At 45.6% G+C, this 18,354-nt stretch carries 12 protein-coding genes and 1 tRNA gene; all 13 read left to right on the top strand.

The annotated features are described in order from the left end of the window. Positions 1 to 125: 125 nt before the first annotated feature. The 13 genes from ACLTL4_RS01155 to ACLTL4_RS01095 all read left to right on the top strand — a co-directional run bounded on the left by ACLTL4_RS01155 (position 126) and on the right by ACLTL4_RS01095 (position 18,267). Positions 126 to 2,756, top strand: coding sequence for a YfhO family protein (locus ACLTL4_RS01155; RefSeq protein ID WP_173896894.1), 2,631 nt, complete (start codon positions 126 to 128; stop codon positions 2,754 to 2,756). Positions 2,757 to 2,973: 217 nt separating this feature from the next. Beyond that, on the top strand, positions 2,974 to 4,056 hold the full coding sequence (gene leuB, locus ACLTL4_RS01150) for a 3-isopropylmalate dehydrogenase (protein ID WP_173896895.1): 1,083 nt from the start codon (positions 2,974 to 2,976) through the stop codon (positions 4,054 to 4,056). A 38-nt stretch (positions 4,057 to 4,094) separates the two neighbouring features. Next, the gene (ilvD, locus tag ACLTL4_RS01145) at positions 4,095 to 5,762 is read left to right on the top strand and encodes a dihydroxy-acid dehydratase (protein WP_022118792.1); all 1,668 of its coding nucleotides are present in this window, start codon (positions 4,095 to 4,097) and stop codon (positions 5,760 to 5,762) included. Positions 5,763 to 5,824: 62 nt separating this feature from the next. Continuing rightward, positions 5,825 to 7,507, top strand: a complete 1,683-nt coding sequence (gene ilvB, locus ACLTL4_RS01140; RefSeq protein ID WP_173896896.1) for a biosynthetic-type acetolactate synthase large subunit — start codon at positions 5,825 to 5,827, stop codon at positions 7,505 to 7,507. A 179-nt stretch (positions 7,508 to 7,686) separates the two neighbouring features. Further along, a complete protein-coding gene (serC, locus tag ACLTL4_RS01135) occupies positions 7,687 to 8,769 on the top strand; it encodes a 3-phosphoserine/phosphohydroxythreonine transaminase (protein WP_147631074.1) in 1,083 nt (360 codons plus the stop codon). Between the two features lies 1 nt (position 8,770). Next, positions 8,771 to 9,931: a phosphoglycerate dehydrogenase gene (locus ACLTL4_RS01130; protein WP_412290775.1), complete on the top strand. Its 1,161-nt coding sequence runs from the start codon at positions 8,771 to 8,773 to the stop codon at positions 9,929 to 9,931. 128 nt (positions 9,932 to 10,059) lie between these two features. Continuing rightward, on the top strand, positions 10,060 to 11,310 hold the full coding sequence (locus ACLTL4_RS01125; protein WP_412290777.1) for a DUF1015 domain-containing protein: 1,251 nt from the start codon (positions 10,060 to 10,062) through the stop codon (positions 11,308 to 11,310). A 167-nt stretch (positions 11,311 to 11,477) separates the two neighbouring features. Beyond that, positions 11,478 to 14,123, top strand: coding sequence for a 1,4-alpha-glucan branching protein GlgB (gene glgB, locus ACLTL4_RS01120; RefSeq protein WP_412320163.1), 2,646 nt, complete (start codon positions 11,478 to 11,480; stop codon positions 14,121 to 14,123). Positions 14,124 to 14,126: 3 nt separating this feature from the next. Then, a complete protein-coding gene (locus ACLTL4_RS01115; RefSeq protein WP_022118786.1) occupies positions 14,127 to 14,999 on the top strand; it encodes a mechanosensitive ion channel family protein in 873 nt (290 codons plus the stop codon). Positions 15,000 to 15,122: 123 nt separating this feature from the next. Further along, positions 15,123 to 15,509 carry a metal-sensing transcriptional repressor gene (locus ACLTL4_RS01110; RefSeq protein ID WP_147631078.1) on the top strand — a complete coding sequence of 129 codons (387 nt, stop codon included), beginning with the start codon at positions 15,123 to 15,125 and terminating at the stop codon, positions 15,507 to 15,509. Positions 15,510 to 15,587: 78 nt separating this feature from the next. Continuing rightward, positions 15,588 to 16,895, top strand: a complete 1,308-nt coding sequence (locus tag ACLTL4_RS01105; RefSeq protein ID WP_412290500.1) for an LCP family protein — start codon at positions 15,588 to 15,590, stop codon at positions 16,893 to 16,895. Between the two features lie 136 nt (positions 16,896 to 17,031). Continuing rightward, positions 17,032 to 17,104 (top strand) — tRNA-Thr (locus tag ACLTL4_RS01100). A 365-nt stretch (positions 17,105 to 17,469) separates the two neighbouring features. Further along, positions 17,470 to 18,267: an SDR family oxidoreductase gene (locus ACLTL4_RS01095; protein ID WP_412290499.1), complete on the top strand. Its 798-nt coding sequence runs from the start codon at positions 17,470 to 17,472 to the stop codon at positions 18,265 to 18,267. Positions 18,268 to 18,354: the final 87 nt, after the last annotated feature.

Here is an 18,354-nt window from a genome sequence, read left to right as displayed (position 1 = left end):
AGTAGTCTGCCAGAAAAGTACGGAATATCTGCGAAAACGGAAAGACGAACAGAAATCGCAGAACCGTTTATCACTGTTTTCTTACAAAAGGAAACCAAAAGGGAAATAAAGAAGAGGGGAAGAAAATGAGAGAAAAAGAGAAATGCAGGAAAGGGAACGTGCAGTATTTTTGCATGTATACAGCCGGTTTTCTGGCAGCGGCACTTTTATTATTACTGATCTTTGCAAAGGAACATGCATCTTTTACCAAAATGGCGGACGGTGTGGCACAGCATTATGCAGTGCTGATGTGGATCCGTAATACGCTGCGGCAGTTTTTACATGGAAATTTTGCATTGCCGATGGTTGATTTTTCGGTTGGACAGGGGTTTGATGTGATCGGGACGCTGAACTATTACGGCGTTGGGGATCCCGTCAATTTGCTGACCGTATTTTTTGCGGATAACCATCTGGATCAGATGTACATGTTTCTGATCCTGTTTCGGATGTATCTTTCAGGCCTTACTTTTTCTTATTATTGCAGCACGGCCGGGATTCAAAGAAAAGCCTCGGTACTGTGTGGTTCCTGGCTGTATGTATTTTGCAGTTTTGCACTGATCGGTGGAATGAAGCATCCGCTGTTTTTAAATGGTATGCTGTATCTGCCGCTGCTGCTTGCCGGAACGGAGAAAGTCCTGCAAAAGAAAAGCATCCGCTTTTTAAGCGTATCGGTGGCACTTGCCTTTATGAGCAACTACTATTTCATGTACATGAACACCATACTGTGCGGCATTTATCTGTGTGTACGGCTTTTCGGACATTATCGGGAATACGGGATCAGAAAGATCCTACTGCTGATCTTAAAAATGGCGGCGGCGTGGATCTGGGGCATATGCCTTGGAGCAGTGATCATTCTGCCGTCCGTCTATGCCTTTCTTCACAATGCAAGAGTGGACACTGCGGTGGAAGAGGCACAGAACTTTTACAGCATTGCACACTACCGGAAAATGATCCTCGGATTTTTCCAGACACTTCCGATGACGAACGGCTGGACAGTACATGGAACGGCGATCGGCGGTCTTGCCGGTGTGCTGATGCTCTTTACGTCAAAAAAAAGGAGTCGGGAAAATTGCCAGCTGAAGATCGGATTTGTCGTGCTGCTTGTGTTGCTCTGTATTCCGTTTGGCGGAAAAATGATGAATGGTTTTGCTTATGTGACAAACCGCTGGAGTTACGGCATGGCGTTTTTATGTGCACTGATGGCAGCTCAGGCGGTTGCAGATTTAAAAGAACAGAATACAAAAATATTCCTGATCCTTGGAGCGGCAGCGGGCATCCTTGCTGCAGCATTATCCGCATCGAACGGAAAAGCCATGCGATATGCGATCGCAGCTCTTGCAGTGACCGTTCTGACATTTGCACTTGGAGCGATTCTGGAGCGAAAGCAGAGAAAAAGACTGGCAGGATGTCTGGTGTCTTTCGTTGTGTTTGCCGGTGTCTGCTGCAATCTCATCACCTTCTTTACACCGGTCGGATATTCTTATGCCGCACGTTTTACAAAAAGAGGCGTGTCGGAGTCCGTGTTACTGAACCGTGCCGTAAAAAATGTACAGAATGCAAAGCTTGCGGAAGAAGGATTTTACCGTGTGGAACTGCCGTCTTCTCTGTTCAACCGTTCGCTGGCATCCAGTCTGAATACAACAGAATTTTATTACAGCGTGATTCCAAAATCCATGAAAGATCTTTACGTTTCTCTTGGAATGGCAGAATACGAACGCCCGAATGTATTTCACGGATTGGAAAACAGGCAGATCCTGAAAAATATGCTCTGTGTGAGGTATCAGTCAGATAAAAAGAAAGTAACCTGTAACGAAGATGCTCTTCCGGTTGGCTATACGTATGATAAAATCATGAGCAAAGAAAATTATGACCGCCTGACGCCGCTTGAGTGCCAGGCAGCACTTCTGGAATATGCTGTTTTAGATGACGATGCTGAAAAAATCCTGGAAAAACAGGGGAAGACTTTTGAAAGAGGAAAGAGTCCTTCTGATGGTGCTGTTATAGGTGGAAATCTGAAAATTACAGGAGAGGATCGGGCATCCTGGAAAGATGGAACGTTAAAAGGGAAAAAACAAGGCAGAATGAAACTGAAGTTTCAGACAGAAGAAACGTCAGAAACTTATCTGGTGCTGAAAGACCTCTCTTCCAGATTAAAAGTAAGAAAAAAACATATGCTTTCCGTGCAAAGCAAAAAAGCAAGGCAGGAGATTCCGATGTGTGCAGTGAGCAATGAAAAAAAGATGAAACGGGATGTGATCGCAGTCAATCTTGGCATCAGGCAGGCGGGAACCTGCAGCCTGCATTTTCATAAATCACATACTTATAAGCTGAAAGAGATGGAGATTTATGGTATTTCCGAAAGTTTTATCAAAGAACAGACAAAAAAGCGGCGAAAAGAATCTATGACAGATGTAAAACAGAGTACAAACTGTATCAAGGGCAGGATCAGCGTATCCGAAGATAAGATTTTGCAGCTGGCGGTTCCATACAGCAGGGGATGGCACATTTTTGTTGATGGAAAAAAGGCAAAATCTTTCGCCAGTAGTGTTGCTTATACCGGGATCTTTCTTGAAAAAGGGGAGCATACGGTCGAAATGCATTATATCAGCCCGTGGATCATTCCCGGTACGGTGCTGAGTGTGGCGGCATGGATCTGGATGGCACTGTCTTTTGCCGTAAAAAAGAGAAGAATTTCGGTAGATAAGAGAATAAAATAGTTCAGATTTTTGAAAAAGTGGCTATTTGTCGTAAGGAAAATGACGGATAGCCGCTTTTTTTGTTGTTATTAAGGTTGAAATCTGTACCAAAATGCATTATCATATAGAATTAAAGCGGTAAAGTTTCAAGAGAAAAACAAGAATAATACTTTACCAGGATGTATGCAGAGATATGCAGGCATATGCAAAACTGCAGATGAGAACGGAGGAAAAGGATATGAGTTACAATATCGCAGTCATTCCAGGCGACGGTATCGGACCGGAAATCGTGCGTGAAGCACAGAAAGTGCTGGATGCAGCAGGAAAAAAATATGGTTTTGAATTAAAATATACAGAAGTTTTAATGGGAGGAGCATCCATCGATGTTCATGGTGTGCCTCTGACAGATGAGGCGATCGCAACCGCAAAAGCAAGCGATGCCGTTCTGATGGGCTCCATCGGCGGAGATGCAAAGACCTCCCCGTGGTACAAACTGGCACCGAACCTTCGTCCGGAGGCAGGACTCTTAAAAATCCGCAAAGAGCTGAATCTGTTTGCAAACTTAAGACCGGCATACCTGTACGAAGAATTAAAAGAGGCCTGCCCGCTGCGTGATGATATCATCGGTGACGGTTTTGATATGATGATCATGCGTGAGCTGACCGGCGGTCTGTATTTCGGAGAACGTCACACAACCGAGGAGAACGGAGTACGCAAAGCCGTTGATACACTTTCTTATGATGAGAATGAGATCCGCCGTATCGCTGTCCGTGGATTTGACATTGCAAGAAAACGCCGCCATAAAGTAACCAGTGTGGATAAGGCAAACGTTCTGGATTCTTCCAGACTGTGGAGATCCGTTGTGGAAGACGTTGCAAAAGATTACCCGGATGTCACACTGGAGCATATGCTGGTAGACAACTGTGCCATGCAGCTGGTGCGTGACCCGAAACAGTTCGATGTCATCCTGACCGAGAATATGTTCGGAGATATCCTTTCCGATGAGGCAAGTATGGTGACCGGTTCCATCGGAATGCTGTCTTCCGCCAGCCTGAATGAGACAAAATTCGGTCTGTATGAGCCAAGCCACGGTTCTGCACCGGATATCGCAGGCAAAGATCTGGCAAACCCGATCGCTACGATCCTTTCCGCTGCCATGATGCTGCGTTTCTCACTGGATCTGGATGAAGCGGCAGATGCGATCGAAGCAGCGGTAAAACAGGTACTCAAAGACGGATACCGCACAGGCGATATCATGTCGGAAGGATGCACAAAAGTCGGAACCGTTCAGATGGGAGATCTGATCGCAGAACGCATATAAAACCGAATCCGGCATCATATAAATGGAGGTATGTTACAATGAAAAGTGATAATGTAAAAAAAGGGATCCAGCAGGCACCGCACCGTTCTCTGTTCAATGCTCTTGGCATGACAAAGGAAGAGATGGAGCGTCCGTTAGTTGGTATCGTAAGTTCTTATAATGAAATCGTTCCGGGTCATATGAACCTGGATAAAATCGTCAATGCAGTAAAACAGGGTGTTGCCATGGCAGGCGGTACACCGGTAGTATTCCCGGCGATCGCAGTCTGCGACGGTATTGCCATGGGTCATATCGGTATGAAATATTCTCTGGTAACAAGAGATCTGATCGCAGATTCTACCGAGGCAATGGCACTGGCACATCAGTTCGATGCCCTGGTCATGGTTCCGAACTGTGACAAGAATGTACCGGGACTTCTGATGGCAGCCGCACGTATCAATGTGCCGACCGTATTTGTAAGCGGCGGCCCGATGCTGGCAGGTCATGTGAAGGGACGCAAACGCAGCCTTTCCAGTATGTTTGAGGCAGTCGGAGAATACTCTGCCGGCAAACTGACTGCAGACGATGTATGTGAATTCGAAGAAAAAGTATGTCCGACCTGTGGCTCCTGCTCCGGTATGTACACTGCAAACAGCATGAACTGCCTGACAGAAGTACTTGGTATGGGACTTCGTGGAAACGGAACCATTCCGGCTGTATATTCCGAGCGTATCCGTCTTGCAAAACATGCAGGTATGCAGGTTATGGAAATGTACCGTCAGAATATCCGTCCACGCGACATTATGACAGAGGATGCAATTTTGAATGCACTGACCGTGGATATGGCACTGGGATGTTCTACAAACAGTATGTTGCATTTGCCGGCGATTGCACATGAAATCGGCATGGATTTCGATATCACATTTGCAAATGAGATCAGTGCAAAGACACCGAACCTCTGCCACCTGGCACCGGCAGGCCCGACCTACATGGAGGATCTGAATGAAGCCGGCGGTGTTTATGCCGTTATGAATGAATTAAATAAACTTGGTCTGCTGCACACCGACTGCATGACCGTTACCGGAAAGACCGTAGGCGAGAATATCAAAGACTGCGTAAACTTAAATCCGGAAGTCATCCGCCCGGTAGAAAATCCGTACAGCAAGACCGGCGGACTGGCTGTCCTGACCGGAAATCTGGCACCGGACGGAAGTGTTGTAAAACGTTCTGCCGTTGTGCCTGAAATGATGGTACATGAAGGTCCGGCAAGAGTCTTTGAATGTGAGGAAGATGCATGTGAGGCTATTCTCTCCGGAAAGATCAAAGAAGGCGATGTTGTCGTGATCCGTTACGAAGGACCAAAAGGCGGTCCTGGTATGAGAGAAATGCTGAATCCGACTTCTGAGATCGCAGGTATGGGACTTGGTTCCACGGTTGCCCTGATCACAGACGGCCGTTTCAGCGGTGCGTCCAGAGGAGCTTCCATCGGTCACGTATCACCGGAAGCAGCAGTCGGCGGTCCGATCGCACTGGTAGAAGAAGGCGATATCATCAAGATCAACATTCCGGAAAACAGACTGGAACTGGCTGTTTCTGATGAAGAGCTGGCAAGAAGAAAAGCCAACTGGACACCGAGAGAGCCGAAGGTAAAGACCGGCTATCTGGCACGTTACGCTTCTATGGTAACTTCCGGTAACAGAGGAGCTATTCTTGTTTCAGAAAAATAATTCTGAAACAAGAATTGAAGCTAAGCAACAACAGTAAGAAAAGTAAAGGTGAGGACAGCAGGATGAAGTTAAATGGTTCAGAAATCGTAATCGAGTGCCTGAAAGAGCAGGGCGTAGACACTGTTTTCGGTTATCCGGGCGGCACGATTTTAAATGTATACGATGCATTATATAAACATGGTTCAGAGATCAATCATATCTTAACATCCCATGAGCAGGGTGCTGCTCATGCGGCAGACGGATATGCAAGAGCAACCGGAAAAGTCGGCGTATGCATGGCAACTTCCGGTCCCGGAGCAACCAACCTGGTAACCGGTATTGCAACGGCATATATGGATTCCATTCCAGTGGTTGCCATCACAGCGAACGTAGCCGTTCCGCTGCTTGGAAGAGACAGTTTCCAGGAGATCGACATCACGGGTGTAACGATGCCGATCACAAAGCATAACTATATTGTAAAAGACATCACAAAACTGGCAGATACCATCCGTGAAGCATTCCGCATTGCACAGGAAGGCAGACCTGGTCCTGTTCTGGTTGATATCACAAAAGATGTGACCGCCGCAGAGACCGAGTATGTAAAAGAAGAGCCGTTCCCGGTAGAACGCAGCACACAGTATATCAAAGAAAAAGATCTGGAACAGGCAACAGAGCTGATCAATGAGAGTGAAAAGCCATTTGTTTTTGTCGGCGGCGGTGCCGTGACATCCGGGGCTTCCAAAGAACTGATGGAGTTTGTAAAGAAAATAGACGCACCGGTTGCAGACAGCCTGATGGGAAAAGGTGCTTTTGACGGCACCGATGAGCTTTACATGGGTATGCTCGGTATGCACGGAACAAAAGCATCCAACTTAGGTGTAACAAAATGTGATCTGCTGATCACGGTCGGTTCCCGGTTCAGTGACCGTGTCATCGGAAATGCCAGCCGTTTTGCAAAAAATGCCAAAATTCTCCAGATTGATGTCGATCCGGCAGAGATCAACAAAAACATTCAGGTAGACTGCAGTATTATCGGAGATCTCAAAGAAGTGCTGACACGTCTCAATCAGAGAATTGAAAAACATGAGCATAAAGAATGGATCAAAGAGATTGAAACAATCTCCGAAGAGCATCCTCTGAAATACAATGAAGAAGGTCTGACCGGTCCGTATGTGATTGAGCAGATCTATAAAGTAACCGAAGGAAATGCCATCATCACAACCGATGTCGGACAGCATCAGATGTGGGCTGCACAGTATTATCGTTACAAAGATCCGCGTACCTTCCTGTCATCCGGCGGACTTGGCACCATGGGTTATGGTGTCGGAGCTGCAATCGGAGCCAAAGTGGGAAGACCGGACAAAGTGGTACTGAATATCGCCGGAGACGGATGTTTCCGTATGAACATGAATGAGATTGCAACCGCAGCCCGATACAACATCCCGATCATTCAGGTTGTCATCAATAACCATGTGCTCGGTATGGTTCGCCAGTGGCAGACACTATTCTACGGAAAACGTTATTCACAGACCATTCTGAATGACGGTGTGGATTTTGTGAAAGTGGCAGAAGCACTTGGTGCAGAAGGCATCCGTGTAACGAAAAAAGAAGAAGTCGCACCGGCTGTTGAAAAAGCGATCGCACTTGGCAAACCGGTTGTGATCGACTGTGTGATCGACTGCGATGACAAAGTCTTTCCGATGGTTCCGGCAGGTGCACCGATCGAAGATGTATTTGATCAGGACGATCTGAATAAAGAAGCATAAATTCGGTTCTGTAAGCCTTTTTCCAGAACTTGGAAAAAGGCTTGACTAATTTTTAACAAAGTACTATAGTAAAGTGTAGAAAATAAGTGCTGATATCTGGCGGAATTTTGAAAACAGGCATCAGCACTTGCTATAAAACTCATCACACAACAAAGTGAGAAGTCAAGGAGGATATGAAAGTGAGCAGAGTGTACAATTTTTCAGCAGGTCCGGCCGTATTACCGGAAGAAGTATTAAAAGAAGCAGCAGCAGAAATGCTGGATTACAAGGGCTGTGGTATGTCCGTTATGGAAATGAGTCACCGCTCACAGGTCTTTGACGATATTATCAAAGAAGCAGAGCAGGATCTGCGTGATCTGATGCATATTCCGGATAACTATAAAGTGCTGTTCCTGCAGGGCGGTGCTTCACAGCAGTTTGCTATGATTCCTATGAATCTGATGAAAAACAAAGTTGCAGATTATATCGTAACAGGACAGTGGGCAAAAAAAGCATATCAGGAGGCACAGAAATACGGAAAAGTAAACAAGATCGCAACTTCTGAAGATAAGACATTCTCCTATATTCCGGATTGCTCCGATCTGCCGGTCAGCCCGGATGCAGACTATGTATATATTTGTGAGAACAACACCATTTATGGTACAAAATTCAAAACACTGCCGAATACAAAAGGCAAGACACTGGTAGCAGACGTTTCTTCCTGCTTCCTGTCAGAGCCGGTCGATGTCACAAAATACGGCATCATTTACGGCGGCGTTCAGAAGAATATCGGACCGGCAGGCATGGTGATCTCCATTATCCGCGAAGATCTGATCACAGATGAGGTACTGGAAGGTACACCGACCATGCTGAAATTTAAGACACATGCCGATGCAGGTTCTCTGTACAACACACCGAACTGCTACTGCATTTATATGTGCGGCAAGGTATTCAAATGGCTGAAAAAGATGGGCGGTCTGGAAGTCATGAAAGAACGCAACGAAAAGAAAGCAAAACTGCTCTACGATTATCTTGACAGCAGCAAGCTGTTCAAAGGAACAGTAGAAAAAGATTCCCGCTCTCTGATGAACGTACCGTTTGTCACAGGTGACAAAGACCTGGATGCAAAATTTGTAAAAGAAGCAAAAGAAGCCGGACTTGAAAACCTGAAAGGTCATCGTACCGTTGGCGGTATGCGTGCAAGTATCTACAATGCAATGCCATATGAAGGTGTGGAAGCACTGGTAGCATTTATGAAGAAATTTGAAGAGGAGAATCTGTAAAATGAAATATACATGCTTAAACCCGATCGCTTCTGTAGGACTGGAGCAGTTCACAGAAGGTTACGAAAAAACAGAAAAAATGGAAGATGCAGACGCAGTGCTGGTAAGAAGTGCTGCCATGCATGATCTGGAGCTGCCGGATGGTCTGTATGCAGTTGCACGTGCCGGTGCCGGTGTCAACAACATTCCGCTGGATAAATGTGCAGAAAAAGGTATCGTTGTATTTAACACACCGGGAGCCAATGCAAACGGCGTAAAAGAGCTGGTGATCGCAGGCATGCTGCTGGCTTCCCGTGATATCATCGGCGGTGTGGAATGGGCAAAATCCGAAGCCGGAAGCGAAGATATCGCAAAAAAGGCAGAAAAAGAAAAGAAGAAATTTGCAGGATGCGAACTGATGGGCAAAAAGCTTGGTATCATCGGACTTGGTGCGATCGGTATCCAGGTGGCAAACGTGGCAGAATGTCTGGGTATGGATGTATATGGTTATGATCCGTACATTTCTGTTGATGCGGCATGGAAACTTTCCAAAGGCGTAAAGCACATCAAAGATGTGGACGATATTTACCGTACCTGCGATTATATCACGATCCATGTACCGCTGCTGGATTCCACCAGAAAGATGATCAATCAGAATGCAATCGATCTGATGAAAGAAAATGTCGTGATCCTGAACTTTGCACGTGATATGCTGGTAGATGAAGAGGCTGTTGTAAAAGCCCTCAAAGAAGGAAAAGTAAAGAAATATGTCTGCGATTTCCCGAATACCACAACCGCAGGTGTGGAAAATGCGATCATCATCCCTCATCTGGGTGCATCCACCGCAGAATCGGAAGACAACTGTGCAAAGATGGCAGTTCAGGAACTGATGGAATACCTGGAAAAAGGAAATATCATCAATTCTGTAAACTATCCGAACTGCAGTCTGGGCGAGTGCACACATGCAAACCGTATTGCGATCAACCACCGCAACGTAAAGAACATGCTGGGACAGTTTACCGACATTTTTGCAACATCTGATATCAACATCGCAAACATGGTAAACAAGAGCAAAGGCGATTATGCATACTCTCTGTTTGATCTGGACAGCGTGGCATCCGAAGAAGTACTGGATAAGATCCGTGCAGTCGAAGGTGTGCTGAGAGTCAGAGTGATCAAATAAAAAACAAAAGAATAAGAAAAATAAGAGGACAAAAGGCTGTTGCAGTTTTCTGCTTCAGCCTTTTTCAGTACGGAAGAGGCGGCTCATAAACCGAAACGCCCGGACCGTGCAGAGATGGAGGAATGATTATGGCAGAGATCAGAACATTTTGTGCTGTACATCCGGCAGAAGGACTTGCATCTAAACTCGCAGCTCTTCCTTATGATGTCTACAGCCGTGACGAGGCAAGAGAACAGGTCAAAAAAGCACCGGAAAGCTTTCTGGCGATCGACCGCCCGGAGACCCAGTTTCCAAAAGATCAGGATATGTATGCACCGGAAGTCTATCAGAAAGCACATGATATGTTAGAGGAATGGATCAAAAGAGGCTCCTTTGTGCAGGATCAGCAGAAATGTTACTATCTGTATGAACTGACGATGGATGGAAGGTCACAGACCGGTCTTGTGGCATGTGCCTCGATTGACGATTATTTAAACGGTATGATCAAAAAGCATGAAAATACAAGAGCAGAAAAAGAGCAGGACCGTATCCGACACGTGGATACCTGCAATGCACAGACCGGACCGATCTTTCTTGCCTACCGCAAAGATCAGACGATCGCAGAGGTGACAGCAAAAATAAAACAGCAGAAACCGATGTTTGCGTTTGTCTCGGAAGATGGCATCGGACATAAAGGCTGGAGAGTGGATGCAAAAGAGGATATTGCAATAATTGCAGATACATTTGCGAAAATAGATAAAATTTATATCGCAGACGGACATCACAGGGCAGCATCGGCAGTCAAAGTAGGGCAGCTTCGCAGAAAACAGCATCCGGATTATGACGGCAGTGAAGAATTCAATTATTTTCTGTCGGTATTATTCCCGGATGAGGAACTTTACGTTATGGATTACAATCGTGTCGTCCTGGATCTGAACGGACAGACAAGAGAAGGCTTTCTGAAAAACGCAGCGAAGATTTTTGATGTACAACCGGTAAATGCGGCATATCATCCGCAGAAAAAGGGTACTTTTGGCATGTATCTTAGCGGTCAGTGGTATCATCTTACGGCAAAGGCAGATCTTACAAAAGACGATCCGGTGGAAGGTCTGGATGTCGCTTATCTGCAAAGAGAATTTTTGCAGCCATATCTGAATATCCAGGATCCGAAAACATCAAAACGCATCAGGTATGTGGGCGGGATCCGCGGACTTTCCGAGCTGGAGCGTATGGTCGATCATGTAAAAGAGACGCAGCAGAAAGATGCGGTGGCTTTTTCCATGTATCCGACTTCCATGGCAGAACTGTTTGCCGTAGCCGATGCCGGCATGCTGATGCCGCCGAAATCCACCTGGTTTGAGCCAAAACTTCGGAGCGGACTGTTTCTGCATATGTTATAATTTTTTTGCTTTTTTACTGTTGGTGTTTGTGTTAAAATAGAATAATAATACTTGGGGTGCGAAGCATGGAACAATCCGCAGGTATCATAATTTAAGAAACATTATGGGCAAGCAGCAAAGCGGATTGCGAATATCCGCTTAAATACATAAGGGAGGGTTTGAAGATTATGGACAACAAATTATATGAAATGATGGACTGGGCAGCAGTAGAGGGGATTGTATATTCAGAAGAAGATCATCCGCACGATATTCTGGGGGCACATGTGACAGAAGAAGGGATTCTGATCCAGACGTTTCTGCCGACGGCAAAGAGTGTGACAGTGGTGTTGAAAGACAGCAAAAAAGAATATCCGATGGATTTAGAGGATGAGGAAGGCTTTTTCGCTGCACTGCTTCCGGGTAAAAGAATTCCGAAATATCATTATCACGTAGATTTTGGAGAAGAAGCAGACGGAAAAGAAAATATCGTAGAATACGAAGATCCATATCGTTTTGCACCACAGATCACGGAAAAAGAAACGAAGAAATTTAATGCAGGCATCTGCTACGATATCTACGAAAAACTGGGATCACATCCAATGACGGTCAATGGTGTGGAAGGTGTTTTGTTTGCAGTATGGGCACCAAATGCCATGCGTGTCAGCGTGGTAGGCGATTTCAACCTCTGGGATGGCAGACGTCTGCCGATGAGAAGACTGTGGGATTCCGGTATTTTTGAACTGTTTGTACCGGGACTTGCTGCAGGACAGCTCTATAAATATGAAATCAAGGCAAAGGGAGGGCTGACATTCTTAAAAGCAGATCCGTATGCCAATGCTGCACAGCTTCGTCCTGACACGGCATCGGTGATCACAGACCTGAGTCAGTATGCATGGAAAGATGAAGCATGGCTGAAACAGAGAAAAAATGCAGACAGTAAGAAGGTTCCGATGTCCATTTATGAGGTACATCTTGGCTCATTCCGCAAGCCGGAGGACGGCAGGGAGTTTTACAATTATCGTGAACTGGCTGTGATGCTTGCGGACTATGTAAAAGAGATGGGCTATACGCATATTGAGCTGATGCCGGTTATGGAGCACCCGTTTGACGGTTCCTGGGGCTATCAGGTGACCGGATACTATGCACCGACCAGTCGTTACGGCACACCGGAAGATTTCATGTATTTCATGGACTATATGCATGCACAGGGCATCGGTGTGATTCTGGACTGGGTACCGGCACATTTTCCGCGTGATACGTTTGGACTGGCTGCCTTTGACGGAACCTGCCTGTACGAGCATCTCGATCCGAGAAAAGGTTCCCATCCGCACTGGGGCACACTGATCTATAATTACGGTCGTCCGGAAGTCAAGAACTTCCTGATCGCAAACGCACTGTTCTGGGCAGAAAAGTATCACATTGATGGTATCCGTATGGATGCGGTGGCTTCCATGCTCTATCTTGATTATGGAAAGAACGAAGGAGAATGGGTGCCGAATATCTACGGCGGAAACGAGAATCTGGAAGCAGTCGAATTTTTCCATCATCTCAATTCCATCTTTAAACAGAAGGAGCCGGGGGTTCTGATGATCGCCGAAGAATCCACAGCATGGCCGAAAGTAACGGGAGCCGTTGAGGATGAGGGTCTTGGCTTTGACTACAAATGGAACATGGGCTGGATGAATGACTTCATTTATTATATGTCACTGGATCCGATTTTCCGTACCGCAAATCATGGGGCACTGACGTTCAGCATGGTTTATGCGTACAGTGAAGATTATATCCTGACCTTGTCACATGACGAGGTTGTACACGGCAAAGCATCCATGATCGGCAAGATGCCGGGTGACCGTGAGCAGCAGTTTGCAAACTTACGTGCCGCTTATGGATTTATGCTGGCACATCCGGGCAAAAAGCTTTTGTTCATGGGACAGGATTTTGCACAGTATGATGAGTGGGCAGAGGACCGGTCACTGGAGTGGGAGCTTTTGCAGTATGATGAGCACAAGCAGATGCAGAATTATGTGAAAGCACTCAATACATTTTACAAAGAGCATCCGGCACTTTACGAAATGGACTATGATCCGGATGGATTTACCTGGATCAATAACATTTCTGCCAATGAAAATATGGTAGTCTTTACCAGAAACACAAAGAAAAAAGAAGAGACGCTGCTGATCGTCTGCAATTTCTCACCGCTGACTTACGAAAACCACAAGATCGGCGTTCCATACCCTGGAAAATACAAAGAAATCTTTAACAGCGACAGCAAAGAATTCGGAGGCAGCGGAGTCGGTAATCCGAGACTGAAACAGTCAAAAAAATCAGAATGCGATGACAGAGCGGATTCGATCCTGATCACGGTTCCGCCGATGAGCATTACGGTTTTTTCTTATACAAAAGCGGCAGCCGGAAGAGCGGTCAACAAAAAAACGGCAACAAAGAAAACAGCCGAGAAAAAAGTTACCGAAAAGAAAACAGCCGAAAAGAAAGTGGCTGCTGTAAAAGAAACGGAAAAGAAAACAGCTGAGAAGAAAAGCAGTGAAAAAGTAACTTCGATCAAAGCCGCTTCTGAGAAAAAAGCAGCTGCAAAGAAAACAACCGCAAAACAAGGAACCGGTAAGCAGGCAACCCCAAAAGCAGAGCTGGAGATGGCAGCTGCAAGTGAAGAAAAAGTGACAAAGACGGCAGAAAAAGCACCGAAAAAAAGCCTCAAAGAAGAACTGGAAGCCAAAATCGCAGAAAGTGCAAAGGCAGAGGAAGAAAGAAAAAACAAGACAACGGGCAGAAAACCGGCCGCAAAGAGCAGACGAAACAAGCAGCAGGAGAAATAGCAGATGGAACAAATAGCAGAGAATACGGCAGATTCGCTGACCGAAAGTGTAAAAGAAGTCAATCAGTTTACACAGTATTTTCAGGGGAAAATGCCGGGGCTTATGGATCTGGGCATCAAACTGGTCATTGTCCTGATCGCATTTTTTGTCTGCCGCAAGATCATTCAGCTGATCCTGAAGATCTTTGGCCGGTCCTTTGAACGAGCCGGGATGGAGGCAGCATCCGCACACTTCACACTTTCCATTATGAAAGCCATCATGTACGTGATGGTGGTGGCAGTCATGGCCACTTTTCTCGGAGTGTCCGGAGCGTCGGTTGCTGCACTGATCGGCTCGATGGGAGTCGGCGTTGTGCTGGCGTTAAAAGAATCGCTTTCGAATATTGCGGGGGGATTTATCTTATTGTTTATGAAACCATTTGTCAGCGGAGATTATATCCACGAAGACACCCATGGAAATGAAGGAACCGTGGTGAAGGTGGATCTCTTTTATACGACACTTCTGACGATCGATAACCGTACCGTATCGATTCCAAACGGAATCATCACCAACAGCAGTCTGACGAACATTTCAAAGCAGGATAAGCGGCAGCTGCGTGAAAAGGTAGGGATTTCCTATCGAAACGATATCAATGAGGCAAGGAAAGTGCTGCTCGCTATTTTGCAGAAGGATGCGGCCATTCTGAAAGAAGAGAAGATCGAAGTGGTCGTTGAAAGTCTTGGAGACTCCGGTGTGATCCTCGGGTGGCATGCCTGGGTAAGACCGCAGGATTATTTTCCGGCAAAATGGCGGATCACCGAAGAAATCAAATACAGATTTGATGAAAATCAGATTGAGATCCCATATCAGCAGATCGATGTGAAGATCAGCCGGTAAGAATATCCGGTAAAAGCAGGAGGAGTACAGAGTTTCCTGCCTGTGTCGGTCAATGTAGAAAAATGACAATGACAGAGGAAGAAAAACAGAAATAAGGGGCAAGTTACAGGAGGATAAAATTTTATGGAAACAAAGAAAAACGGTGTGCAGGCGGAAGCTCATACAAAAGAGCAGACTTCCGGCGGACATGCCCACAGTCACACGCATGTGCTGGAGGACGGAACAGTTGTCACGCATACGCATACGCACAGTCACGAACATACAAAAGCAGTGCTAAACCGTCTCTCCCGTGCGATCGGACACCTGGAGTCCATCAAGAAAATGGTGGAGAACGGCAGAGACTGCAGCGAAGTGCTGATCCAGCTTTCCGCAGTCAAAGCGGCGATCAACAATACCGGAAAAGTCATTCTTCAGGACCATATCCAGCATTGCCTGGTAGATGCGATCGAGTCCGGAGACAGGAAGGAAATCGAAGAATTGAATAAGGCAATTGACAGGTTCATTAAATAGTGTATAATAATTCAGTAGACTTTTTAACGATGAATTTCATTAGAATCTGCTGCAGAAGATGCGGCCGAAGAGGAAAGCATGAAGAAAGACAAAACACGCAAGAAAAGTTCTGCATATAAAAAATATCGCAGACACAAGATTTTATTTATCACAGAACTGATTATTTTGATTCCGCTGCTGGTATTTGGCTTTTTGTATGTACAGTTCGAAAAGAGACTGGGAAATATTGATACCGTGAACATTCAGTCCGGTGATATCCAGGTGAACGAAGAAGTGGAGAACAATGCAGTTCTGCATGGCTATACCAACATTGCCCTGTTCGGTGTTGATTCCCGTGACGGAAGTATGGATTATACAAACACCGATACGATCATCATTGCGAGCATCAATAACGACACGAAAGTGGTAAAATTGGTATCCATATACCGTGATACCTACCTGAATATCGGTGAAGACCGTTATGGAAAAGCCAATGCAGCCTATGCGAACGGCGGTTATAAATGGGCGATCAATATGCTGAACCAGAACCTGGATCTGGACATCACGGATTTTGTAACGGTGAATATGAATGCACTGGTAGAAGTAGTAGATGCACTTGGCGGTTTTGATTTTGATCTGACAGATGAAGAGGTTGTACATATGAACAACTACTGTGTCGGAACTTCTGAAATCACAGGAAAATCTTATGAACGTATTGAGCCGGAAGTGGCGGGCACGTATCATCTGAACGGTGTGCAGGCAGTATCCTACAGCCGTATCCGTTATACAGCCGGAAACGATTACAAACGTACCGAACGCCAGAGAGAGCTGATCGCCAAAATCGTGGCAAAAGCAAAAAAAGCAGATATGAAGACGCTGGTAGATATCATGGACAATGTGTTCCCGATGATCTCCACCAGTCTCAGTAAATCGGATATTGTATCTCTGGGAATGAATATGTTGTCTTATCAGCTGGGGGATACCTGCGGATTCCCGTTTGAACACCGTACAAGTGATCTGAGCGGAGATTCCGAAGTTCCGGTTACCTTATCCTGGAATGTTACCAGACTGCATGACTACCTGTTTGGCATCAAAGATTATGAGCCGTCCGCAGGTGTACAGGAGCGAAGTGCTCATATCGAAGAAGTCAGCGGATTCAGCAAAGGCAGTGCCGTCAGCAAAGAGAATTATACGCTGAACGGAGAAGAAGCCGGAAAAGATGTCGATGACAATATCCCTGGTATCCAGGAGACCGAGTCTGAGACAGAAACCCAGACGCAGGAAGCGGCAGTCAGCGATAATGGTGACGGCAGTGTTTATGATGATAATTCTTACGATAATTCTTACGATCAGGAGCAGTATAACGATTACAGCCCGGATGGATATAATTACGATGAAGAATATTGAGTCGAGCAGATATCTGCAATGGAAATGGGAAATGTATTTGACTTAGTTAAATTGTAATTATTTTTGTGAAAATACTTGCAAAACAGACAATAATCATGTATAATAATTTGAGTCAGCAGCAATGCTGCTGACCGATGCTGGAATAGCTCAGTCGGTAGAGCACTTCACTCGTAATGAAGGGGTCGAGGGTTCAAGTCCCTTTTCCAGCTTGACAGAAAAAGCCCGAAAATACGGCAAAAACAAAAGAAAGAGCATCCTGTGAAAGGGTGCTCTTTTTGACCTTTGGTTAACATTTGGTTAACGTTTCTTTATTTTGCCTGCTGCAGTAAATGATCCCTATGCCTCCCTCTTGCGAGAACTCAATGATAAGGTGAGCATTATTTCGGAGTAATTGTTTGAAATATATAATTTGATTATGAGGACAGTTAGTAAGTGATGCTTAAAGTGCCCGCAATAGTGATTTGTGCTAAAATACAGACTATATTTTGCAGGGACAGGGCGGCTATTTCTTATGTATGTAAGAATTGAAACGATTAAACTGGCTGTTGTCAGAATATAGAAAGCGAGTGATAACATGAAAATATTAATCACAGGTGCTCATGGTTTTGTGGGCAATCGTCTGATGCAGGATCTGGATGATACGGTTGCGGCACCGTCCATGCGAGGTATGAGCGAAGAACAGATCCGAAACATGATTGAGAAAAGCAGAGCAGACGTTATCATCCACACAGCAGCAATCTCAGATGTCGGGACGTGTGAAAAAGATCCGGGGGCATCTTATGAAGCAAATGTGCGTCTGCCGTTGTTTCTTGCAAAAGCAGCGAAAGAACAAAAATTGATCTGTTTCAGTTCGGATCAGGTATACCGCGGATGTGCAGGTGAAGGTCCATATAAGGAGGAAGATGCCAGTCCCTGTAATGTTTATGGCAGGCATAAGCTGGAGATGGAACAGCGGGTTCTGGATGTAAAGCCGGATGCAGTGATGCTGCGGGCAGAGTGGATGTATGATTATCCGACAAAGCGGTCGAACTATCTTCGTATGCTGTTAAACGAAAAGCAGGTTCTGACTTTTGGAAAACAGTACCGGGGGATCACCTATCTTCGTGAAGTTGCAGAAAATATGCCGAAGATTTTTATGCTTCCGGGAGGCGTTTACAATTTTGGAAGTGAAACGAAGCAGACGATGTATGATATCACCTGTGAAATGCTGCACTTCCTGAAAAGTGACAGGAAACCGGAAGAAGTGCCGCCGGCACATAATCTGTGGATGGACTGTACAAAAGCAAAGGAGAGAGGAATCCTTTTCAGTGATGCGAAGGAAGGGCTGAAACGATGCCTGAAAGATTATCATTTAACAAAAGACAGGGAATAATAGAACCGGGGATTTCTCACACGAGAAATCCCCGGTCTTTTATACAGAATCAATCAGAAATAAGCATACTTTCTGAGATGATCTGCA

The sequence above is a fragment of the Hominisplanchenecus sp. genome (assembly GCF_046967715.1).
GTDB classification, from domain to species: Bacteria; Bacillota; Clostridia; order Lachnospirales; family Lachnospiraceae; genus Hominisplanchenecus; species Hominisplanchenecus faecis.
This window is presented reverse-complemented; position numbering and strand designations above follow the sequence as displayed.

Excerpts from the sequence above, each read along its gene's own strand:
- ACLTL4_RS01155 (WP_173896894.1), top strand. The coding sequence starts at position 126 with ATGAGAGAAAAAGAGAAATGCAGGAAAGGGAACGTGCAGTATTTTTGC.
- leuB (WP_173896895.1), top strand. The coding sequence starts at position 2,974 with ATGAGTTACAATATCGCAGTCATTCCAGGCGACGGTATCGGACCGGAA.
- ilvD (WP_022118792.1), top strand. The coding sequence starts at position 4,095 with ATGAAAAGTGATAATGTAAAAAAAGGGATCCAGCAGGCACCGCACCGT.
- ilvB (WP_173896896.1), top strand. The coding sequence starts at position 5,825 with ATGAAGTTAAATGGTTCAGAAATCGTAATCGAGTGCCTGAAAGAGCAG.
- ACLTL4_RS01130 (WP_412290775.1), top strand. The coding sequence starts at position 8,771 with ATGAAATATACATGCTTAAACCCGATCGCTTCTGTAGGACTGGAGCAG.
- ACLTL4_RS01125 (WP_412290777.1), top strand. The coding sequence starts at position 10,060 with ATGGCAGAGATCAGAACATTTTGTGCTGTACATCCGGCAGAAGGACTT.
- glgB (WP_412320163.1), top strand. The coding sequence starts at position 11,478 with ATGGACAACAAATTATATGAAATGATGGACTGGGCAGCAGTAGAGGGG.
- ACLTL4_RS01115 (WP_022118786.1), top strand. The coding sequence starts at position 14,127 with ATGGAACAAATAGCAGAGAATACGGCAGATTCGCTGACCGAAAGTGTA.
- ACLTL4_RS01110 (WP_147631078.1), top strand. The coding sequence starts at position 15,123 with ATGGAAACAAAGAAAAACGGTGTGCAGGCGGAAGCTCATACAAAAGAG.
- ACLTL4_RS01105 (WP_412290500.1), top strand. The coding sequence starts at position 15,588 with ATGAAGAAAGACAAAACACGCAAGAAAAGTTCTGCATATAAAAAATAT.
- ACLTL4_RS01095 (WP_412290499.1), top strand. The coding sequence starts at position 17,470 with ATGAAAATATTAATCACAGGTGCTCATGGTTTTGTGGGCAATCGTCTG.